We start from the raw sequence: 14,498 nt of genomic DNA, 5'->3' as shown, positions 1-14,498 counted from the left end.
GAGGACGAGGCGATGGACACCCAGCGCGGCCTGGAATTCACGCTCGCCGAGGAACAGCAACGAGTTCGGGTGTTGCGTGACCGTGTCGCCGAGCTAGAAGCGTGGAAGGCCAACGCCGAGACCACCCTTGCCGAAGACAAGCGGTACATCGACGAGGCAAATTCAGGCGAGCTGGTGCGGCGGCTCGCGGTCGAACGTGATGATGCCCGCGCCCGTGCCACCGAGCTGGAGACCGAGCGGGACCTGTGGAAGGAGCGCGCCGAGAAGGGCCAGCTTCACCGCGACGACCTGATCAAGGAACTCAACCAGCGGCGCGCCCGTGTCACCGAGCTGGAGGACGAAAACGCGGACGCCTACACCGCTTTGGGCATGGCGAACAAACGCGCCGAGGCCGCCCAGCGGGAGCCGATCGGGTACGCCGCCGAGCAGCCCGAAACAGTAGAAGCCCCGGAACCGTTGGGGTACCTGCCCCCAGTCGCCCACAACGGACGCCTACTGTCCCCCTCCAATCACCAGGCCGTGGCCGACAAGCCCTTCCCCGGTTGGGTGGTGGCGTGGGCGTACGGGCCGCCGGAAGCGCCCGGCAAGCTCATCGGCCACGCCGTGATGGTCAACGGCGGTAACGGGTGGTTCGCGGACACGGTCAACCTCGACGGTTCTTTCGTCGAAGCGGAAGCCCGCTACCACGACTGGCTGACCGACCCCGGTTACCAGGCCATGGTCGTCGAGCTGCGTACCGAGGTGACCGAGTGACCCGCGAACCGGTGTACGTCCACCTGGAGGAAGCCGGGCGCCGACGCGCTGCACGCCTGCGCGACAACCCGCCACGGCCTACGTCACCACCGCCCGCACCGCTCCTGCCGCCCACAGAGCCCGACGAACCCTACGTCCCCGCCATGCCCGGCCTGCTCGGCTGGATCGTCGCCCTGATCACCACACGCTGAGGAGGACCACCGTGAAGTCGAAGATCGCCAGGAAGCTCCGCGACCTCGCAGACCGAATCGACCCGAGCACGGGCCCGCGCGCTCTCGGTGCCTACTGGAACCACAGCCGCAACGGATTCGTGTTCACGATGACCGACGGCATCCGGGTCCATCCGCCCGTTCCTGGCTGCCCGCTCTGGTACATGGCCGAGGACTACGACCGGAGTTTCGAGGGGATGCAGTGAGCGCCGACACCGACATGTTCCTGTCCCGCGCCGACTGCAACGAGCTCGTCGCAGCCCTGCGCGAGATCCCCGACCTGATGGCACCTCTAGCCCTCGCCATCGTCCGCGGGGATCGACAGGGCCTCGACGCCTCCACCTGCCGCCCTGCTCCGCAGTCCAAGCCGCCCATCGACGTAGCCGCCCAGGCAATGGCCGACGGCCTCCACAACCTCCTCACAGGCTGGATGCGGGTCGTCTGCGAGCAGCGCGGCATCGAACCCCACCCGGTGAACTCCATCCCCGCAGCGGCGAAGTGGCTCGACAAGAACGTCATCGCGCTGGCAATGACCGAGGGTGCCTCCGACGCCTACCGCGACATCACCCGCGCCATCACCGCCCTACAGCGGCGCCTCGACCGCCCCGGCGACGGCACGCTGACCGATGACGAGATCGCTGGCGCCAATCGGCAGGTTATGACCGCCTATCAGGTCGACAAGGTCACCCACCTGCTCGGCGAGCGCGCGGAAGGGCTCAACCGCCGGCGGGTAGAACTGCTCGACAAGGCGGGAGTCCTGAAAGGCACCCGCGATCGAGACACTGGGACGCGGTTCTACGCACTCGGCGACATTCTGGAGGCACACGCGGTGCACCCGCGACGTGGGAGAGGTTCAACGGCATGAGCGTCTACGAGGACATCCAGGCGCGCATCGACGCCGACCACGCGGCCGACGAGGCCGTGATCGACGGCGACACCCTCGAAGGTGCTCGCGCTGAGATCGTCGGCGACATCCTGGAGATCGCCGAGCGCTGGCAACTGAAGGCCGAGGAGTACCCGCCAGAGGATCACTTTGTGCACTTCCGGGCGATCGTGTGCGAGCAGGTCCTCGACGCGCTTCGCGCCGAGCTGTACGACGAGGAAGGATCGGGATCATGAGCGACTACACCTGCACAACACCCGAGGGCCACGATATGCAGATCCGCGCCGAAGGAGCCGTCATGGCCGATTTCGAGTACGACGATGGATCGACACTGACGATCGAGCAGGACGCGGATGGGAATCGGGTGTTCCGCGTCGACCACTCGGGAACATGAGCAACATCGCCCCGCGACGTGGGAGAGGATCAGGAGCATGAGCGACTGGCGTGAAGGCTTCCACCGTGACGTGCTCGCCTGGATTCCGAAGTACCTCAACGAGATGCGCCCGCACCTCGATTGGGGCACGCCCGCCGAGATCGTCAGCATCGAGGAGGAGCTCGACAAGAGCTTCGGCGGCTCCGATGTGACGGCCGGTGATGACCCAAGGATCATGCTGACGATCAGCTGGAAGAACACGGCGGGGGAGCAGCACTTGATCTACGAGGAGATGACCCTGACCGATCTGATGAGGAGGCTCGACGCGTGACCATCGAGGAGTTCATCGAGGCTCGGCTCGACGAGGATGAGGCACTGGCGAAGCGGCAGGAGCCCACGTGGTACCTCGTCGAGGACGATCTCGGCCGGGAGGCTGGCACAGACCTCATGGAGTACTTCCAGCGCCACGACCCTGCCCGCGTGCTGCGGCAGGTGGCGGCGTTGCGAGCGACGCTCCAGCATGCTGTCGCCGCGGGCGAATTCGATGACGGATACCACTACGAACAGGGTGATGGATCGACCTCGGAGGTCAGGGTCGACACGCTGATCCATCGCGCTCTGGCAGGAATCTGGGCCGACCATCCGGACTTTCGGCCGGAGTGGGGCGCGTGACCGCCGCCGCATCTTGGTGGCGGAGGTCGCGTATCCGATGGGGTTACATAAATCGACCGTCAACCATAGCAATCACATTGTGACCCAAATCACCCTGTGCCAGGTAGTATCACGGGCGATATCATTTACATGTGGCAAAAGTCGAGAAGCTCCTCGCGAAGATGCGAGAGTCGCCAAGTAACGTTCGCTACAGCGAGCTGCATCTGGTGTGCGTTGAGCACTTCGGCCTACCTCGCCACGATGGAACCAGTCACGCGGTGTTCAGCATGCCGTGGGCTGGCGATCCGCGAGTCAATATCCAACAAGCCAGCAATGGCGGAATCAAGCTCTACCAGCTCAAACAAGTTCTTGCCGCTATCGACAAGCTGCAGAAGATGGAGCCGGAGGAGGGTGCCTAAAATGTACGATCTCAGCAACCTGCCGGAACCCGCCCACTACGCCTACCGAGTCCTGTGGTCTCCCGAAGACGAGGAGTTCGTCGCGCTCTGCGCGGAGTTCCCCTCGCTCTCATGGCTTGCCCCAACCCAGGCGGAAGCCCTTGAGGGCATGCTCGTCCTCGTGGCCGAGACGATCAAGGACTTGGCTGTGAACTGCGAGTACATCCCTCCGCCGCTTGCCGAGCAGAGCTTCAGCGGAAAATTCCTCGTTCGGACAACCTCGGAGCTCCACGCGCGCTTGGTACGCGAAGCCAAGGAGGCGAAGGTGTCCCTAAATCAGCTGCTTAATCAGAGACTGTCGTCGCGCTGACGCAACGATCCAAGATCAGCGCGTCGTGCCAGTAGCAGGCTTACGTCTGCTGTAGTCTCTAAAGTGCGCGAGGAGTAGGCCAACGGCCTGCTCCTCGTTCGCGTTTGCAGGTCAGTTCGAGCGTCGCACCTTGAACCCCCGCATCGGCGCACGCCCCTGCGCCAGATCCTCGACCCCGACAGTCTGCGGCTGCCGGGGTCGAGTTGTAGCTGAGTAGAGCAGCTCGGTAGCTCGCTGGGCTCATATCCCAGAGGTCGCCGGTTCGAATCCGGTCTCAGCAACCACAGCGCGTCAAACCGGCCCAGGTCATGGCTGGCAAGCAGCCCAACGCACCACTTCCCGCGCTCACACGCTCGGTGCCGCAACCCCGGACTCGGTAACGCACGGGGGGTTCATGTGTGTCCGTATCGGTCACACGCTGCGCGCTGCACAACGTCGCACCAACCCGACGCGATCAACGACGCCGCCAGTGCGCTGCGGGTCTGGTGCGGCTCACAAACCCAGGAAGCGGCTCGCATCGTTGCTGGTCGCATATGAACCAATCGGTACACCCAAGGAGATCGCCATGCTCACCGTCATCCTCGACACCCTCTCCGCCGCCGCCAGCGAGATCGACCTCGAGCGCCTCGCCCTGGCCGCTGTCGACGTCGTCGGCGCAATCATCAGCGTCCTGCTGTGAGCACCATCGTCGACGTCGTGGTCAACGCCATGGAGCAGCTGTGCCTGATGCTGGGAATCGGCCTCGATCGAGCCGCCATCGACAAGCTCCTTGAGCCGCTGGCCGACGACATCCAGCTCGCCTACACGCATTGGGTGGCGTTCCCGTGAACGAACTCCTCGCACTGTTCTTCGGGTGCGGGCACCTCCAGCTCCGAACCCTGGAGCTGCCGATGACCGTGCCGATGGGCCGCTGGCTGCTCTAGCCCACCAAAACGCCCACCGCAGTGGGTCTGTGGCATCGGGGCACTGCGGAAGGCCCCGATGTCCGAACACCTGGAGGGCGGCGCATGGCGCACACACCCGACACCATCAAGGTCGACATCCTCATGCGCGCCCATGGTGGAGATCAGGTCCATCACCTTGCCACCGTCGACCTGCCGGTCCAGATCGTCCACACAGGCCTAGGCCCGGTACGCGCATACGACCCCAGCCCGATCGGCGACGCAGGCAAGGCAATAGCCGAAGCCCTGCGCAAGCTATCCGATGAACCTGCCTGACTCGCTCGACCGGCTACTGGTCGCCATCGTGCACCGCGTCATCGCGCCCCTCATCGACTGCACCCTCATCCGGGCCAGCCACAACACCAACACCCGAACGGAGAACGGTCATGGTGAGACGACCCACTGAGCGCACGCCCGAACCCGAGACGGACGAGCCCGACACCGCCGAGCCCACGATCGAGCCCGAGCCCGAGCCCGTCGCGGCCAAGCCTCCGGTCTACTTGCCCATCCACATCGGCTAGCAGATGCCCAGCAAGGCCAGCCCCGCCGCACACCGCATCGCTGACAGCCTCAAAGCTCGACGCGTCCAACCCTGCGCGATCTGCCGTCAGAAGATCGACTACGACCTCCCCGCATCGCATGCCGAAGCGTTCACCGTCGAACACCTCAAGCCGCGAAGCACCCACCCGCACCTCGCGTTAGACCCCTCCAATTGCGCACCAGCGCACGCAAGTTGCAACAAGGCGCGCGGGAACAAAGACGAGACGGAAGCCCCTGGGCTTGGCGTCAGGAGCCAGGAATGGTGACCGCAAGGGGAGGGGTGGGTCGAAAGTCTGCGGCCTCGACCACGCCACCTCCGGCCTTGGCAGGTGATCTCCCTCCCCGAGAAGCGACCGGGGGTCGCGCGCGAGCGACACGGGCCCGCAGCATCTCGGCCGAGACGAACGACGCCATCGCGGCAGCCAGCCACCTGACGCCGATGGACATGGGAGCGGTCGCGGTGTTGCGCCAGCTGGCCAAGACGCTGGACAAGCTGCTCAAGACCGGATTCGTCACGGAGAGCGGCAAGTTCGACAACGTCAGCATGCCGACCTACCTGCGTTACTGCGAGTCGCTCGGCCTGACCCCTGCCGGGCGCCGGCAGATAGCGCCGAAGGAGCCGCCCAGTGCCCCGAGCAAGCTCGGCCAGCTCCGCGCGGTCCACGGCGGCAAGGCCTAGGCTCGGCCGCGAGGAGCCGCGGCTGTTCACCCCGCCGCTGCGCCCGCTGACGCCGGAGACCTCACTGGGCTTCGCTGCCATCGAGTTCGCCGAGGGGACCCTCGGCTGGACGCTGTTCCCATGGCAGAAGTGGCTACTGATCCACATGCTGGAGCTGCTGGCCGACGGGCAGCTCCGATTCCGCACCGTGGTCATCCTCGTAGCCCGCCAGAACGGGAAGTCGACGCTGTCGATCGTGCTCAGCCTGTTCTTCATGTACGTGCTGGCGCGGGACCTGGTGATCGGCACGGCGCAGGATCTCGATGTCGCAGAAGAGATCTGGCAGGCCGCGGTCGACGTCATCGACGAGACGCCGGAGCTGCTCGAGCTCAAGGAGAAAACCAGCCAGACGAACGGCAAGAAGTTCGTCGAGCTGGCCACCGGCGAGAAGTACAAGGTGAAGGCGGCCAACCGGCGCGCCGGTCGTGGCCTCTCCGGGGACCTGGTGCTGCTCGATGAGCTCCGCGAGCATCAGACCTGGGACGCGTGGGGCGCGATCACGAAGACCACGATCGCCCGCGCCTTCGCGTTGATCGTCGCGCTGTCGAACGCGGGCGACGCGACCAGCGTGGTGCTGCGGCACTTGCGCCGGATGGCGCACCTGACACTCGGCGATCCGGACGGCATCATTGCCGCCGAGGACCCCGAGTCCCAGCTGGCCGACATCCCGGCCGAGATCGAGGACGCCGAGGGCCAGGAGGACGACAGTCTCGGCCTGTTCGAGTGGTCGGCCCCGCCCGGCGCCGGGATCTGGGATCGCGATGCCTGGGCGCAGGCGAATCCGTCACTCGGTCACACGATCACCGAGCGCACGCTGGCCAGCGCCGCGAAGACAGACCCCGAGTGGGTGTTCCGGACAGAGTGTCTGTGCCAGTGGACAGACGGCAGCCTGGAAGGGCCATTCCCGCCCGGCGCTTACGAGGCCACGCTGGACAACGGATCTCGCATCGTGAAGGGCTCGCCGATCTATGCATGGGTCGATGTGGCTTGGAATCGGCAGCGCGCGTCCATCGCGTTCGCCGGTCGCCGTGAGGACGGCCTGTTGCACGCCGAGGTTGTGGCGTCCCGCTCCGGAACGGACTGGGTCGTCGACTGGCTACTGCCGCGCGTCGCCGAGCATAGGATCGTCGCGATCGGCCTGCAGGCCAGCGGCGCCCCGGTGTCGTCGCTGCTGGAGTCCATGCAAGTCGCTGGCCTTCCGCTCTTCGAGGCAGGCGGGCGCGAGATGTCCGCCTCGACCGCCCTGATCTACGACCTGGTGCGCGACAAGATGATCCGCCGCACCGCTCAGCCCCTGCTCGACCTCGCGGCCGCTACCGCGATCATGCGGCGCCTGTCCGACGGCGCGTGGGTGTGGGACCGAAAGAAGTCGCTCACCGAGATCTCCGGCCTGGTCGCGTGGTCCGGCGCGGCGTGGCTGGCACAGCCGAAGTCCATGCCAGAGGAACCGGAGCCGCAGGTGCACGCCTGGGACGACGAGCCCAGCCCCAGTACCGACATGGTCAACGACGACGAGGAGCAGTGGTGGTGAAGTACGTTTCGGCCGTGGCCGAGATCCTCGGCCTGGCGGTTGTCGCCGCGGGCCTGGGGATGCTGGCCGGATGGCTGGGAGTGATCTTCGCGGGCCTGGCCCTCGTCGCTGTAGGCGTGGCATTGGATCCGCCGCAGCGTAGTTCGCGCGGTGGTGCGCGATGAGCATCCTGTCTCGACTGTTCGACGCGCCCGACGAGGTGCGTGCGTTCACCCGGTCTGACGCCATCCCGAAGAACAGCGAGGGCTACTGGACGGAGGCGGGCGAGCACGTCAACGACCAGACCGCGCTGCGCCTGGCCGCGGTCTACGCCTGCGTTCGACTGCTCGCCGACTCGGTTGCGTCGCTGCCGTTCGATGCCTACCGGAAGAAGGGAACGGTACGGGAAGAGATTTCACCGCCGCCTTCTTTGATCAAGAAGCCATCCGCACAATTGGAGAACTTTGAATTTATATTTCAAAGTGTTTCTTCTTTAGCTTTGCGTGGGAATAGTTTTCATCTTATTAATAAAAGGGATGCCTTTGAATATCCCATTGAGATGGAACCGGTTCACCCGGACTGTGTGCGTGTCGGCCTCGACGAGAAGACCGGCCTGGCCACCTACGCGATCGACGGCACGATCGTGCCGCGCTACGACATCGTGCACATCCGCAGGTTCAGCCTGCCTGGCTCGGTCGTCGGGCTGTCGCCGATCCAGCAGGCGCAGGTAGGCATCGGCCTGGGTTTGGCTGCCGAGAAGTTCGGCGCCCGCTGGTTCGGCCAGAGCGCCACACCGAGCTCGGTACTGGAGACGGACCAGAACCTCGACGCCGAGCAGGCACGCCGCCTGCAGAAGTCGTGGATCTCGTCGCACGGTGGAAAGCGGCACCCCGCCGTTCTTTCCGGCGGGGTGAAATGGAAAGCCATTGAGGTCACGCCCGAGGAATCCCAGTTCCTGGAAACGCGCGCATTCCAGCGCGGCGAAATCGCAATGTTGTTCGGTGTCCCACCGCACATGATCGGCGACACCGAAAAGTCCACCTCGTGGGGCTCCGGCATTGAACAGCAGTCCATCGGGTTCGTCACCTACACGCTGCGGCCGTGGCTGACGTGCATCGAGTCCGCGCTGTCCGCGCTGCTGCCCCGCGGCCAGTTCGTGAAGTTCAACGTGTCCGCGTTGCTGCGCGGTGACACTCCGGCCCGCTACGAGGCCTACAACACCGGCCGTCTCGGTGGCTGGCTGTCGGTCAACGAGATCCGCGCCCTGGAAGACATGCCGCCTATCGGCCCCGAGGGCGACACCTACATCCAGCCGCTCAACATGGCCCCGCTCGGTAGCGAGGACCCCGGCCCCCAGGACCCGACCCACGATCCGGACCAGCCGGACCAGCCGAAGGAGGAGCCCAGCGATGACGATGTCTAGCCGTAGGGCCAAGCTGATCGACGTCCCCGAACACCGGTCGCTGCCCGCCGGCGACTTCGAGATCCGGAAGACTGGCGACTCGCTACGTCTGTCCGGGTACGCGTCAGTGTTCGACGCCCCGTACGACGTCTACGGCGGTGCGCCGATGGGCTGGTCGGAGACAATCGCCCGTAAGGCCTTCGACGTGACCCTGTCGGAGAAGCCCGACCTGCACCTCCTGATCAATCATGAGGGCATGCCGTTGGCGCGTACCAAGTCCGGCACGCTCCAGTTGTCGACCGACAAGAAGGGCCTGCTGGTCGGCGCCGACCTGGACCGCACCGATCCGGACGTGCAGCGTCTCGAGGCGAAGATGGCCCGCGGCGACATGGACGAAATGTCGTTCGCGTTCCGCGTGAAGGCCCAGTCCTGGAACGAGGACGAGACCGAGCGCACGATCACCGAAGTCAGCCTGCACAAGGGCGACGTGTCGGTGGTCAACTTCGGCGCCAACCCCGCCACCTCGGCCCAGCTGCGCAGCGTCCTCGATGGCCTGCGTGGACTGTCCGCCGACGAAGCGATGGCCGAGGCCCGCAGCGTCGGCCGCGACGAACTCGCGCGCGCCCACCAGCTGCTCGGCGGGCTGCTCCGCTCGGTCGATGACCGGCCCAGCAACAGTGGCGGCCGCCTGGCCGCGCTTCGCGCTCTCGGCAACGGCACCGAGCTGCCCGACTGATCCACCCCCAATAGCTACCCGGCGTCCTGGCACTGGACGACCGGGCCTTCGGCGCGCCCTGGCACTGGGCCCGCCACCTGTGAGGCCTGGCACTGGCCGTCCCCCATTCATTTCTCAGAAGGAGAAACCCATGTCCGACATGGACGAACGCCTCAGCCGCCTCATCGCCCGCCGTTCGGCGGCCGCCGAGGAGCGCGAGACCCTGCTGTCCAAGCGCAAGGCAATCCTGGACGTCGCGGAGGAAGAGGCCCGCCAGGACCTCTCCGACGTCGAGGACGCGGAGTTCCGCAAGTTCACCGCTGACATCAAGCTCAAGGACGCCGAGCTCAAGAGCCTCGACGAGCGGATCACCGAGCTGTCGGAAGAGATCGAGCGCGATGGCCAGATCACTGCTGGCGCCGCTGCTGTCCGCCGTGCCCAGGCCCGCGTGTCCTCGGTCAACGAGGCTGCGGTGTACGAGAAGGGCAATGGGCGCAGCTACCTGCAGGACATGATCCGGCACTCGCTGCGCATCGACGCCGACGGCGAGGCGGAAGGGCGCCTGCGCCGCCACAGCCAGGACGTCGCAAACAACCCCGAGTACCGCGATCTCAACCGGACAGACGGCACCGGCGGCCACTTCGTGCCTCCGGCTTGGCTGATGACCCAATTCGTGGAGCTCGCCCGTGCGGGCCGCGCCACCGCGAACCTGGTCAACAACCAGCCCCTTCCCGGCGGCACCGATTCGATCAACATCCCGAAGGTGGCGACCGGAACTTCCACCGGCGTCCAGACCGCCGACAACGGCGCTGTGGCCGAGACCGACCTGACCGACACCTCGGTCAACGCGCCGGTGCGCACCATCGCCGGTCAGCAGGACGTCGCAGTACAGCTGCTCGACCAGTCCCCGGTCAACTTCGATGAGGTCATCTTCCGCGACCTCATCGGCGACTACGCCAACAAGCTCAATGGCCAGTGCATCGGCGGCAGCGGCACGGCCGGTCAGGTCCTCGGTATCCGCAGCACTGTCGGCATCGAGACCATCGCACAGACCGGCACCGGTGCGGTCGACCTGTACAAGAAGGTCGCCGATGGCATTCAGCGCGTCCACACGCTGCGATTCCGAGCACCCGAGGTAATCGTTATGCACCCGCGCCGGTGGGCGTTCATGCTGGCGGCGGTCGACACCAACGGCCGCCCTCTGGTGCTGCCCGCCGCGGGCAACCCGCAGAACGCGATGGCGACTCTCGGCGTTGTCGGCTCCGAGCAGGTCGTCGGCTCGATGCATGGCCTCCCCGTCGTGACCGATCCGTCGATCCCCACCACTCTCGGCGCGGGCACCAACGAGGACATCGTCCTCATCATGCGGGCCTCGGACATCCTGCTCTACGAGTCGGGTATCCGCACTCGCGTCCTGCCGGAGGTCGGATCCGGCACGCTGACCACCCGCCTGCAGGTGTTCGGCTACATGGCGTTCACCGCGGGCCGCTACCCGAAGTCGGTCGTGGAAATCGGCGGCGTCGGCCTGGTCGCCCCGACCTTCTGATGACACTTCACCGTGGGGCAGCCGCGTGCTGCCCCACGGTGTCTGGCCGAAAGGACAGCAGATGAGCAACGACATCAGGGACATCGCCGCCGACTACGAACGCGCCTACCTCGACGCCTACCAGGGCCTGGTCCGTGCGAACCGCGCCGACGAGGCCGACGAGGTCGCCGACGTGCTCGCCAAGCAGTTCAAGCGCGATCCGCGACCGGCGAAGGCTCCTGTGGAGAAGCCGCAGACGGCCGCCGAGAAGAAGGTAGCCGCCGAGAAGGCGAAAGCCGTGGCCGCCGCGGGCGCTAAAGAAACCGCGGCCGCTACCCCGGCGCACGAGAACACCGCCGACACCGGCGCGAAGGAGTAGACCATGCCTGAACCCAGGTACTACGACGAGGACACCTCGGCGCCGACGCACGGACCGGCGATTGCTGATCCCACCGGCGGCAGCACGATCGACGCGCAGTCGCGCACCGCGATCAATGCGATGCTCGCCGCGCTGCGGTCGGCGGGCATCATCGCGCAGGACTGACCTGTGCGCGCGGATTCCACGCACGAAGCACTCCGCGCCGGCCGCCGTCGCGATACCGCGGCCGCGGTCGGCGCGGTGCTGGAGCTGCAGCGTGCCGAAGTCCTGCACCGCGTGAATACCGGCGCCAGCACGCTGGTCGCCAGCGCATGGAACGGCAAGCTCCGCGACGCGCTGTTCCCCGAGAACCAGACCACGGCACGCGAGATCGGGTGGCGGGTCGCGAAAGATCTCGGTGACAAGCGGTCCAACTTCGACCCCGACGAGATGGACCCGTGGCTACTGGCCGACGCGACCGCCTCGGCCGAGGCGTGGAACCAGAAAACGGCCGAGGATCTCGAAGCTGAGCTCGCCGAAGCCGAAGAGCAGGACGGCGAAGTCGTTGCCGCCCTCGTCGTCGGCGCCGTGTTCGACCTGGCGCTGTCCTCGCGCCTGGACCGGTTCTCCGGTGGCGTCGTCACCTCGGCGGGCAACTTCGGCGGGCACCATGCCGCGGAGTCCAACGGGGCGATCTCGAAACGCTGGAACGTCAACAGCACCAACCCTCGGTCCTCTCACACGAGGATGCGGGGCCTGCTGGTGCCGATGGAAGACAAGTTCCCGAATGGTCTGCGCTGGCCCGGCGACAAAAAGGGCGGCGCCGACGAAACCGCCGGTTGCAAATGCTCGATGACCTTCATCTTGTGAGGAGGCACCGTGACGATGCCACTGCTCGCCACCAGCACGGACCTGACGAAGTACAAAGACGGCGATGTGGACCAGGCACTCGAAGTCGCGACCTCGCTGATCCGCAAACACTGCGGTTGGCACATCGCGCCTTCGATCACCGCAACGGTCACGGTGGACCCGACGCATCACCCGATCCTGATGCTGCCGACCACCCACCTGACCGCCGTGGCCACTGTGACCGAACTCGGCGAGCTCGTGCCCGCCGAGGACTACGACTGGTCCGAGCTGGGCCACCTGACAAGGCTGTGCGGCCGCTGGGGATGGCGGCCGCGCAGCGTGATGGTCACCATGACCCACGGGTACGCCGAGGTTCCCCCCGAGGTGATGTCGGTGGCGCTCGGTATCGCGACCCGCATGGAGACACCAGCCGGTACGGTCCGCGCCCAGGGCGCGGGTGTCTACAACGTGCAGATGGCGACGAACCCTGATGGTTCGGTCGGCGGACTGTCTTTGAACTTCGAGGAGCGTGCAGTGCTCACCCGCTACCGACTGGAGGGCATTGCGTGATCCCCACACCGTTCACCGTGCAGCACTACACCTTCGTCGCGGGCGCGAAGGACGCGCACGGCAATCCGATCGTCACCTACACCCCGCTACTGACAGCACCAGGCATCGACCGGAAGGTCGCTGGCTGGTCCGGTGCCTCGACCGCCGAGCCCCCGCTGGCTGGGCACGATCGGGTCGTGGTCGACCTCGAGCTGATGGTGCCCAAGGGATTCCCCGCTCGAGCCCGCGACAAGATCCGGATCGCCGACCCCGCGGTGGCCGGCCTTTATGAAGTCGTCGGCGACCCCCGCGATTTCACCGCATCGCCGTTCAATGGGCCGCTCGGTCGTGGCTGGGGATACGTGCTCACCTTGAGGAGGGTCGATGGGTAGCAGGGTCACACGCCTGGACATCAATTTCTCTGCGATGTACGAGATCCGGCGAGGCGCGGGTGTCGTCGCCGAGGTAGAGAAGCGCGCCGACCAGGTGCTGGCGGCTGCAGGTGGCGAAGACGCTGGGTACAAGCGAGGCACGACCCAGGGCGCGAAGCGACCCCAAGGCCGGTGGCGTGCAACGGTCTACACCTACAACGGCAAAGGGATCCGCGACAACGCCGCGAATCACACGCTGCAGCGTTCGATCGACTCGGCCCGCTGATGGAAGCGTTCGCGTTTCCTGACATCGAGGCCGAACTAGTGGCCTGGCTGGCATCCAAACTCGCAGGCCTCGGCTCGGAAGCCGTTGTCGCGACAAAGGTGCCGAACCCGAGACCAGTCGAAGGCGTGCGCGTTGCGCGCGTCGGCGGCATCCAGGTGAACGTCATCACCGACGAACCGCGCATCGTGCTGGAGTGCTACGCCGCCACAGCACCCGATGCGGCCGCACTGGCACGCATGGTGCGAGCAGTTCTCGCTACAGCGGCCGGTGGCGTGCTGTCGACCGCCTGGTGTGACCGGGTGCGCGATCTCGGCATGGCATTCCTGCCCGACCTGGAGGCCGACTTGCCCCGCTACCTGGTCACCGCCGAGGTTCGCGTACGCGGCACCCCGCTCTGATCGTCCAACTTCATAACGCCATCTCCCAAGGGCCTGCGCAAACCCCTTGAAGGAGACCGTGATGGCTCTGCCGTCTACCCAGTACATCGGCGCGGGCACCCCGCTGCTGTCCACCGGCGGCGTCCTCGCTGCCCCTCTCGGCACAACCCTGCCCGCAACCGCGGCGGCCGTTCCGGACGCCTTGTTCAAAGCCCTCGGCTACGTGTCCGAGGACGGCCTGGAGTCCCAGGGCGAACGCACCGTGACCCCGGTGAAGGACTGGAACGCCTCCATCATCGCCCAGCTGCAGACTGAGCACTCTGTGCGCTTCGGCCTGACCCTCTACGGCGCGTGGGATGCCGACGTGCTCAAGGAGGTGTTCGGTGTCGCCAACGTGGTCGTGACCGCGCCGACGGCATCCAGCGGCACCCTGATCAAGGTCACCGAGACCGGCTCGGTGCTGCCGATGCGCTCGTGGATCTTCGACATGAAGCACGAGAGCAAGAAGCTCCGCATCGTCATCCCGAACGGCAAGATCTCCGAGGTTTCCGAGAACGCCTACAACGCGGGTGAGCTGATCGGCTTCCAGATCGTCGTCGAGGCCTTCCCGGACTCCGCTGGCGCCAAGAGCTTCCGCTACTACGACGACGGCGTCTTCGCGCCGTAGTCCTGATCCCCGGCGGCGGCCGGTCCCCCACGCGCAGGCCCACCGGCCGCCGC

Annotated in this window: 29 protein-coding genes and 1 tRNA gene; all 30 read left to right on the top strand. The window is 66.3% G+C overall.

The features are described 5' to 3' along the window. Window positions 1–753: hypothetical protein (locus tag ACFWPK_RS04455; RefSeq protein WP_378913137.1), on the top strand; the 753-nt coding region annotated here is incomplete at its 5' end. Continuing rightward, complete coding sequence (locus tag ACFWPK_RS04450; RefSeq protein ID WP_378913136.1) at window positions 750–944, top strand: hypothetical protein; 195 nt, start codon at window positions 750–752, stop codon at window positions 942–944. The genes ACFWPK_RS04455 and ACFWPK_RS04450, both read left to right, overlap by 4 nt. An 11-nt stretch (window positions 945–955) precedes the next feature. Further along, window positions 956–1,168: a hypothetical protein gene (locus tag ACFWPK_RS04445; protein WP_378913134.1), complete on the top strand. Its 213-nt coding sequence runs from the start codon at window positions 956–958 to the stop codon at window positions 1,166–1,168. After that, window positions 1,165–1,827 (top strand): hypothetical protein, encoded by a 663-nt coding sequence (locus tag ACFWPK_RS04440; RefSeq protein ID WP_378913133.1) that lies wholly within the window; start codon window positions 1,165–1,167, stop codon window positions 1,825–1,827. The genes ACFWPK_RS04445 and ACFWPK_RS04440 overlap by 4 nt, the downstream gene beginning before the upstream one ends. Next, window positions 1,824–2,081: a hypothetical protein gene (locus tag ACFWPK_RS04435; RefSeq protein ID WP_378913132.1), complete on the top strand. Its 258-nt coding sequence runs from the start codon at window positions 1,824–1,826 to the stop codon at window positions 2,079–2,081. The genes ACFWPK_RS04440 and ACFWPK_RS04435 overlap by 4 nt, the downstream gene beginning before the upstream one ends. Beyond that, on the top strand, window positions 2,078–2,239 hold the full coding sequence (locus ACFWPK_RS04430; RefSeq protein WP_378913131.1) for a hypothetical protein: 162 nt from the start codon (window positions 2,078–2,080) through the stop codon (window positions 2,237–2,239). Before ACFWPK_RS04435 ends, ACFWPK_RS04430 begins: the two co-directional genes overlap by 4 nt. Before the next feature lie 37 nt (window positions 2,240–2,276). Next, on the top strand, window positions 2,277–2,549 hold the full coding sequence (locus tag ACFWPK_RS04425; protein WP_378913130.1) for a hypothetical protein: 273 nt from the start codon (window positions 2,277–2,279) through the stop codon (window positions 2,547–2,549). Beyond that, window positions 2,546–2,890 (top strand): DUF6221 family protein, encoded by a 345-nt coding sequence (locus ACFWPK_RS04420; RefSeq protein ID WP_378913129.1) that lies wholly within the window; start codon window positions 2,546–2,548, stop codon window positions 2,888–2,890. Before ACFWPK_RS04425 ends, ACFWPK_RS04420 begins: the two co-directional genes overlap by 4 nt. 131 nt (window positions 2,891–3,021) lie before the next feature. Next, complete coding sequence (locus ACFWPK_RS04415; RefSeq protein ID WP_378913128.1) at window positions 3,022–3,288, top strand: toxin HicA; 267 nt, start codon at window positions 3,022–3,024, stop codon at window positions 3,286–3,288. Between the two features lies 1 nt (window position 3,289). After that, window positions 3,290–3,637 carry a type II toxin-antitoxin system HicB family antitoxin gene (locus ACFWPK_RS04410; RefSeq protein ID WP_378913127.1) on the top strand — a complete coding sequence of 116 codons (348 nt, stop codon included), beginning with the start codon at window positions 3,290–3,292 and terminating at the stop codon, window positions 3,635–3,637. Between the two features lie 207 nt (window positions 3,638–3,844). Next, window positions 3,845–3,921, top strand: a tRNA-Met gene (locus ACFWPK_RS04405). A 391-nt stretch (window positions 3,922–4,312) separates the two neighbouring features. Further along, on the top strand, window positions 4,313–4,465 hold the full coding sequence (locus ACFWPK_RS04400) for a hypothetical protein (RefSeq protein ID WP_378913126.1): 153 nt from the start codon (window positions 4,313–4,315) through the stop codon (window positions 4,463–4,465). A 179-nt stretch (window positions 4,466–4,644) separates the two neighbouring features. Beyond that, on the top strand, window positions 4,645–4,854 hold the full coding sequence (locus ACFWPK_RS04395) for a hypothetical protein (RefSeq protein ID WP_378913125.1): 210 nt from the start codon (window positions 4,645–4,647) through the stop codon (window positions 4,852–4,854). Next, a complete protein-coding gene (locus tag ACFWPK_RS04390; protein WP_378913124.1) occupies window positions 4,841–4,984 on the top strand; it encodes a hypothetical protein in 144 nt (47 codons plus the stop codon). Before ACFWPK_RS04395 ends, ACFWPK_RS04390 begins: the two co-directional genes overlap by 14 nt. Continuing rightward, entirely contained in the window at window positions 4,965–5,099 is a 135-nt protein-coding gene (locus tag ACFWPK_RS04385) for a hypothetical protein (protein WP_378913123.1), read from the top strand. Before ACFWPK_RS04390 ends, ACFWPK_RS04385 begins: the two co-directional genes overlap by 20 nt. A gap of 3 nt (window positions 5,100–5,102) precedes the next feature. Further along, the gene (locus ACFWPK_RS04380) at window positions 5,103–5,384 is read left to right on the top strand and encodes an HNH endonuclease (RefSeq protein WP_378913121.1); all 282 of its coding nucleotides are present in this window, start codon (window positions 5,103–5,105) and stop codon (window positions 5,382–5,384) included. 14 nt (window positions 5,385–5,398) lie between these two features. Continuing rightward, window positions 5,399–5,797 carry a hypothetical protein gene (locus ACFWPK_RS04375; protein ID WP_378913120.1) on the top strand — a complete coding sequence of 133 codons (399 nt, stop codon included), beginning with the start codon at window positions 5,399–5,401 and terminating at the stop codon, window positions 5,795–5,797. Continuing rightward, window positions 5,745–7,367: a terminase large subunit domain-containing protein gene (locus ACFWPK_RS04370; RefSeq protein ID WP_378913119.1), complete on the top strand. Its 1,623-nt coding sequence runs from the start codon at window positions 5,745–5,747 to the stop codon at window positions 7,365–7,367. The genes ACFWPK_RS04375 and ACFWPK_RS04370 overlap by 53 nt, the downstream gene beginning before the upstream one ends. Next, on the top strand, window positions 7,364–7,531 hold the full coding sequence (locus ACFWPK_RS04365; RefSeq protein ID WP_378913118.1) for a hypothetical protein: 168 nt from the start codon (window positions 7,364–7,366) through the stop codon (window positions 7,529–7,531). Before ACFWPK_RS04370 ends, ACFWPK_RS04365 begins: the two co-directional genes overlap by 4 nt. Then, entirely contained in the window at window positions 7,528–8,769 is a 1,242-nt protein-coding gene (locus tag ACFWPK_RS04360; protein ID WP_378913117.1) for a phage portal protein, read from the top strand. The genes ACFWPK_RS04365 and ACFWPK_RS04360 overlap by 4 nt, the downstream gene beginning before the upstream one ends. Then, a complete protein-coding gene (locus tag ACFWPK_RS04355; RefSeq protein WP_378913116.1) occupies window positions 8,756–9,484 on the top strand; it encodes an HK97 family phage prohead protease in 729 nt (242 codons plus the stop codon). The genes ACFWPK_RS04360 and ACFWPK_RS04355 overlap by 14 nt, the downstream gene beginning before the upstream one ends. Before the next feature lie 130 nt (window positions 9,485–9,614). Further along, window positions 9,615–11,009, top strand: coding sequence for a phage major capsid protein (locus tag ACFWPK_RS04350; RefSeq protein ID WP_378913115.1), 1,395 nt, complete (start codon window positions 9,615–9,617; stop codon window positions 11,007–11,009). A 61-nt stretch (window positions 11,010–11,070) separates the two neighbouring features. Next, window positions 11,071–11,367, top strand: a complete 297-nt coding sequence (locus ACFWPK_RS04345; protein WP_378913114.1) for a hypothetical protein — start codon at window positions 11,071–11,073, stop codon at window positions 11,365–11,367. A 3-nt stretch (window positions 11,368–11,370) separates the two neighbouring features. After that, window positions 11,371–11,532 (top strand): hypothetical protein, encoded by a 162-nt coding sequence (locus ACFWPK_RS04340; RefSeq protein ID WP_378913113.1) that lies wholly within the window; start codon window positions 11,371–11,373, stop codon window positions 11,530–11,532. A gap of 3 nt (window positions 11,533–11,535) precedes the next feature. Beyond that, entirely contained in the window at window positions 11,536–12,216 is a 681-nt protein-coding gene (locus tag ACFWPK_RS04335) for a hypothetical protein (protein ID WP_378913112.1), read from the top strand. A 9-nt stretch (window positions 12,217–12,225) separates the two neighbouring features. Next, complete coding sequence (locus tag ACFWPK_RS04330) at window positions 12,226–12,765, top strand: hypothetical protein (RefSeq protein WP_378913111.1); 540 nt, start codon at window positions 12,226–12,228, stop codon at window positions 12,763–12,765. Next, window positions 12,762–13,136, top strand: coding sequence for a hypothetical protein (locus ACFWPK_RS04325; RefSeq protein WP_378913110.1), 375 nt, complete (start codon window positions 12,762–12,764; stop codon window positions 13,134–13,136). Before ACFWPK_RS04330 ends, ACFWPK_RS04325 begins: the two co-directional genes overlap by 4 nt. Further along, window positions 13,129–13,401, top strand: a complete 273-nt coding sequence (locus ACFWPK_RS04320; protein WP_378913109.1) for a hypothetical protein — start codon at window positions 13,129–13,131, stop codon at window positions 13,399–13,401. Before ACFWPK_RS04325 ends, ACFWPK_RS04320 begins: the two co-directional genes overlap by 8 nt. Further along, window positions 13,401–13,799, top strand: coding sequence for a hypothetical protein (locus tag ACFWPK_RS04315; protein ID WP_378913108.1), 399 nt, complete (start codon window positions 13,401–13,403; stop codon window positions 13,797–13,799). The genes ACFWPK_RS04320 and ACFWPK_RS04315 overlap by 1 nt, the downstream gene beginning before the upstream one ends. Before the next feature lie 61 nt (window positions 13,800–13,860). Then, a complete protein-coding gene (locus ACFWPK_RS04310) occupies window positions 13,861–14,445 on the top strand; it encodes a hypothetical protein (protein ID WP_378913107.1) in 585 nt (194 codons plus the stop codon). The last annotated feature ends 53 nt before the right edge of the window (window positions 14,446–14,498 follow it).

The organism is Nocardia sp. NPDC058519, assembly GCF_042719755.1.
In the GTDB taxonomy this organism is placed as follows: domain Bacteria; phylum Actinomycetota; class Actinomycetes; order Mycobacteriales; family Mycobacteriaceae; genus Nocardia.
Note: the sequence above shows the minus strand (reverse complement) of the source record. Positions and strands in the feature narration are given on the sequence as shown.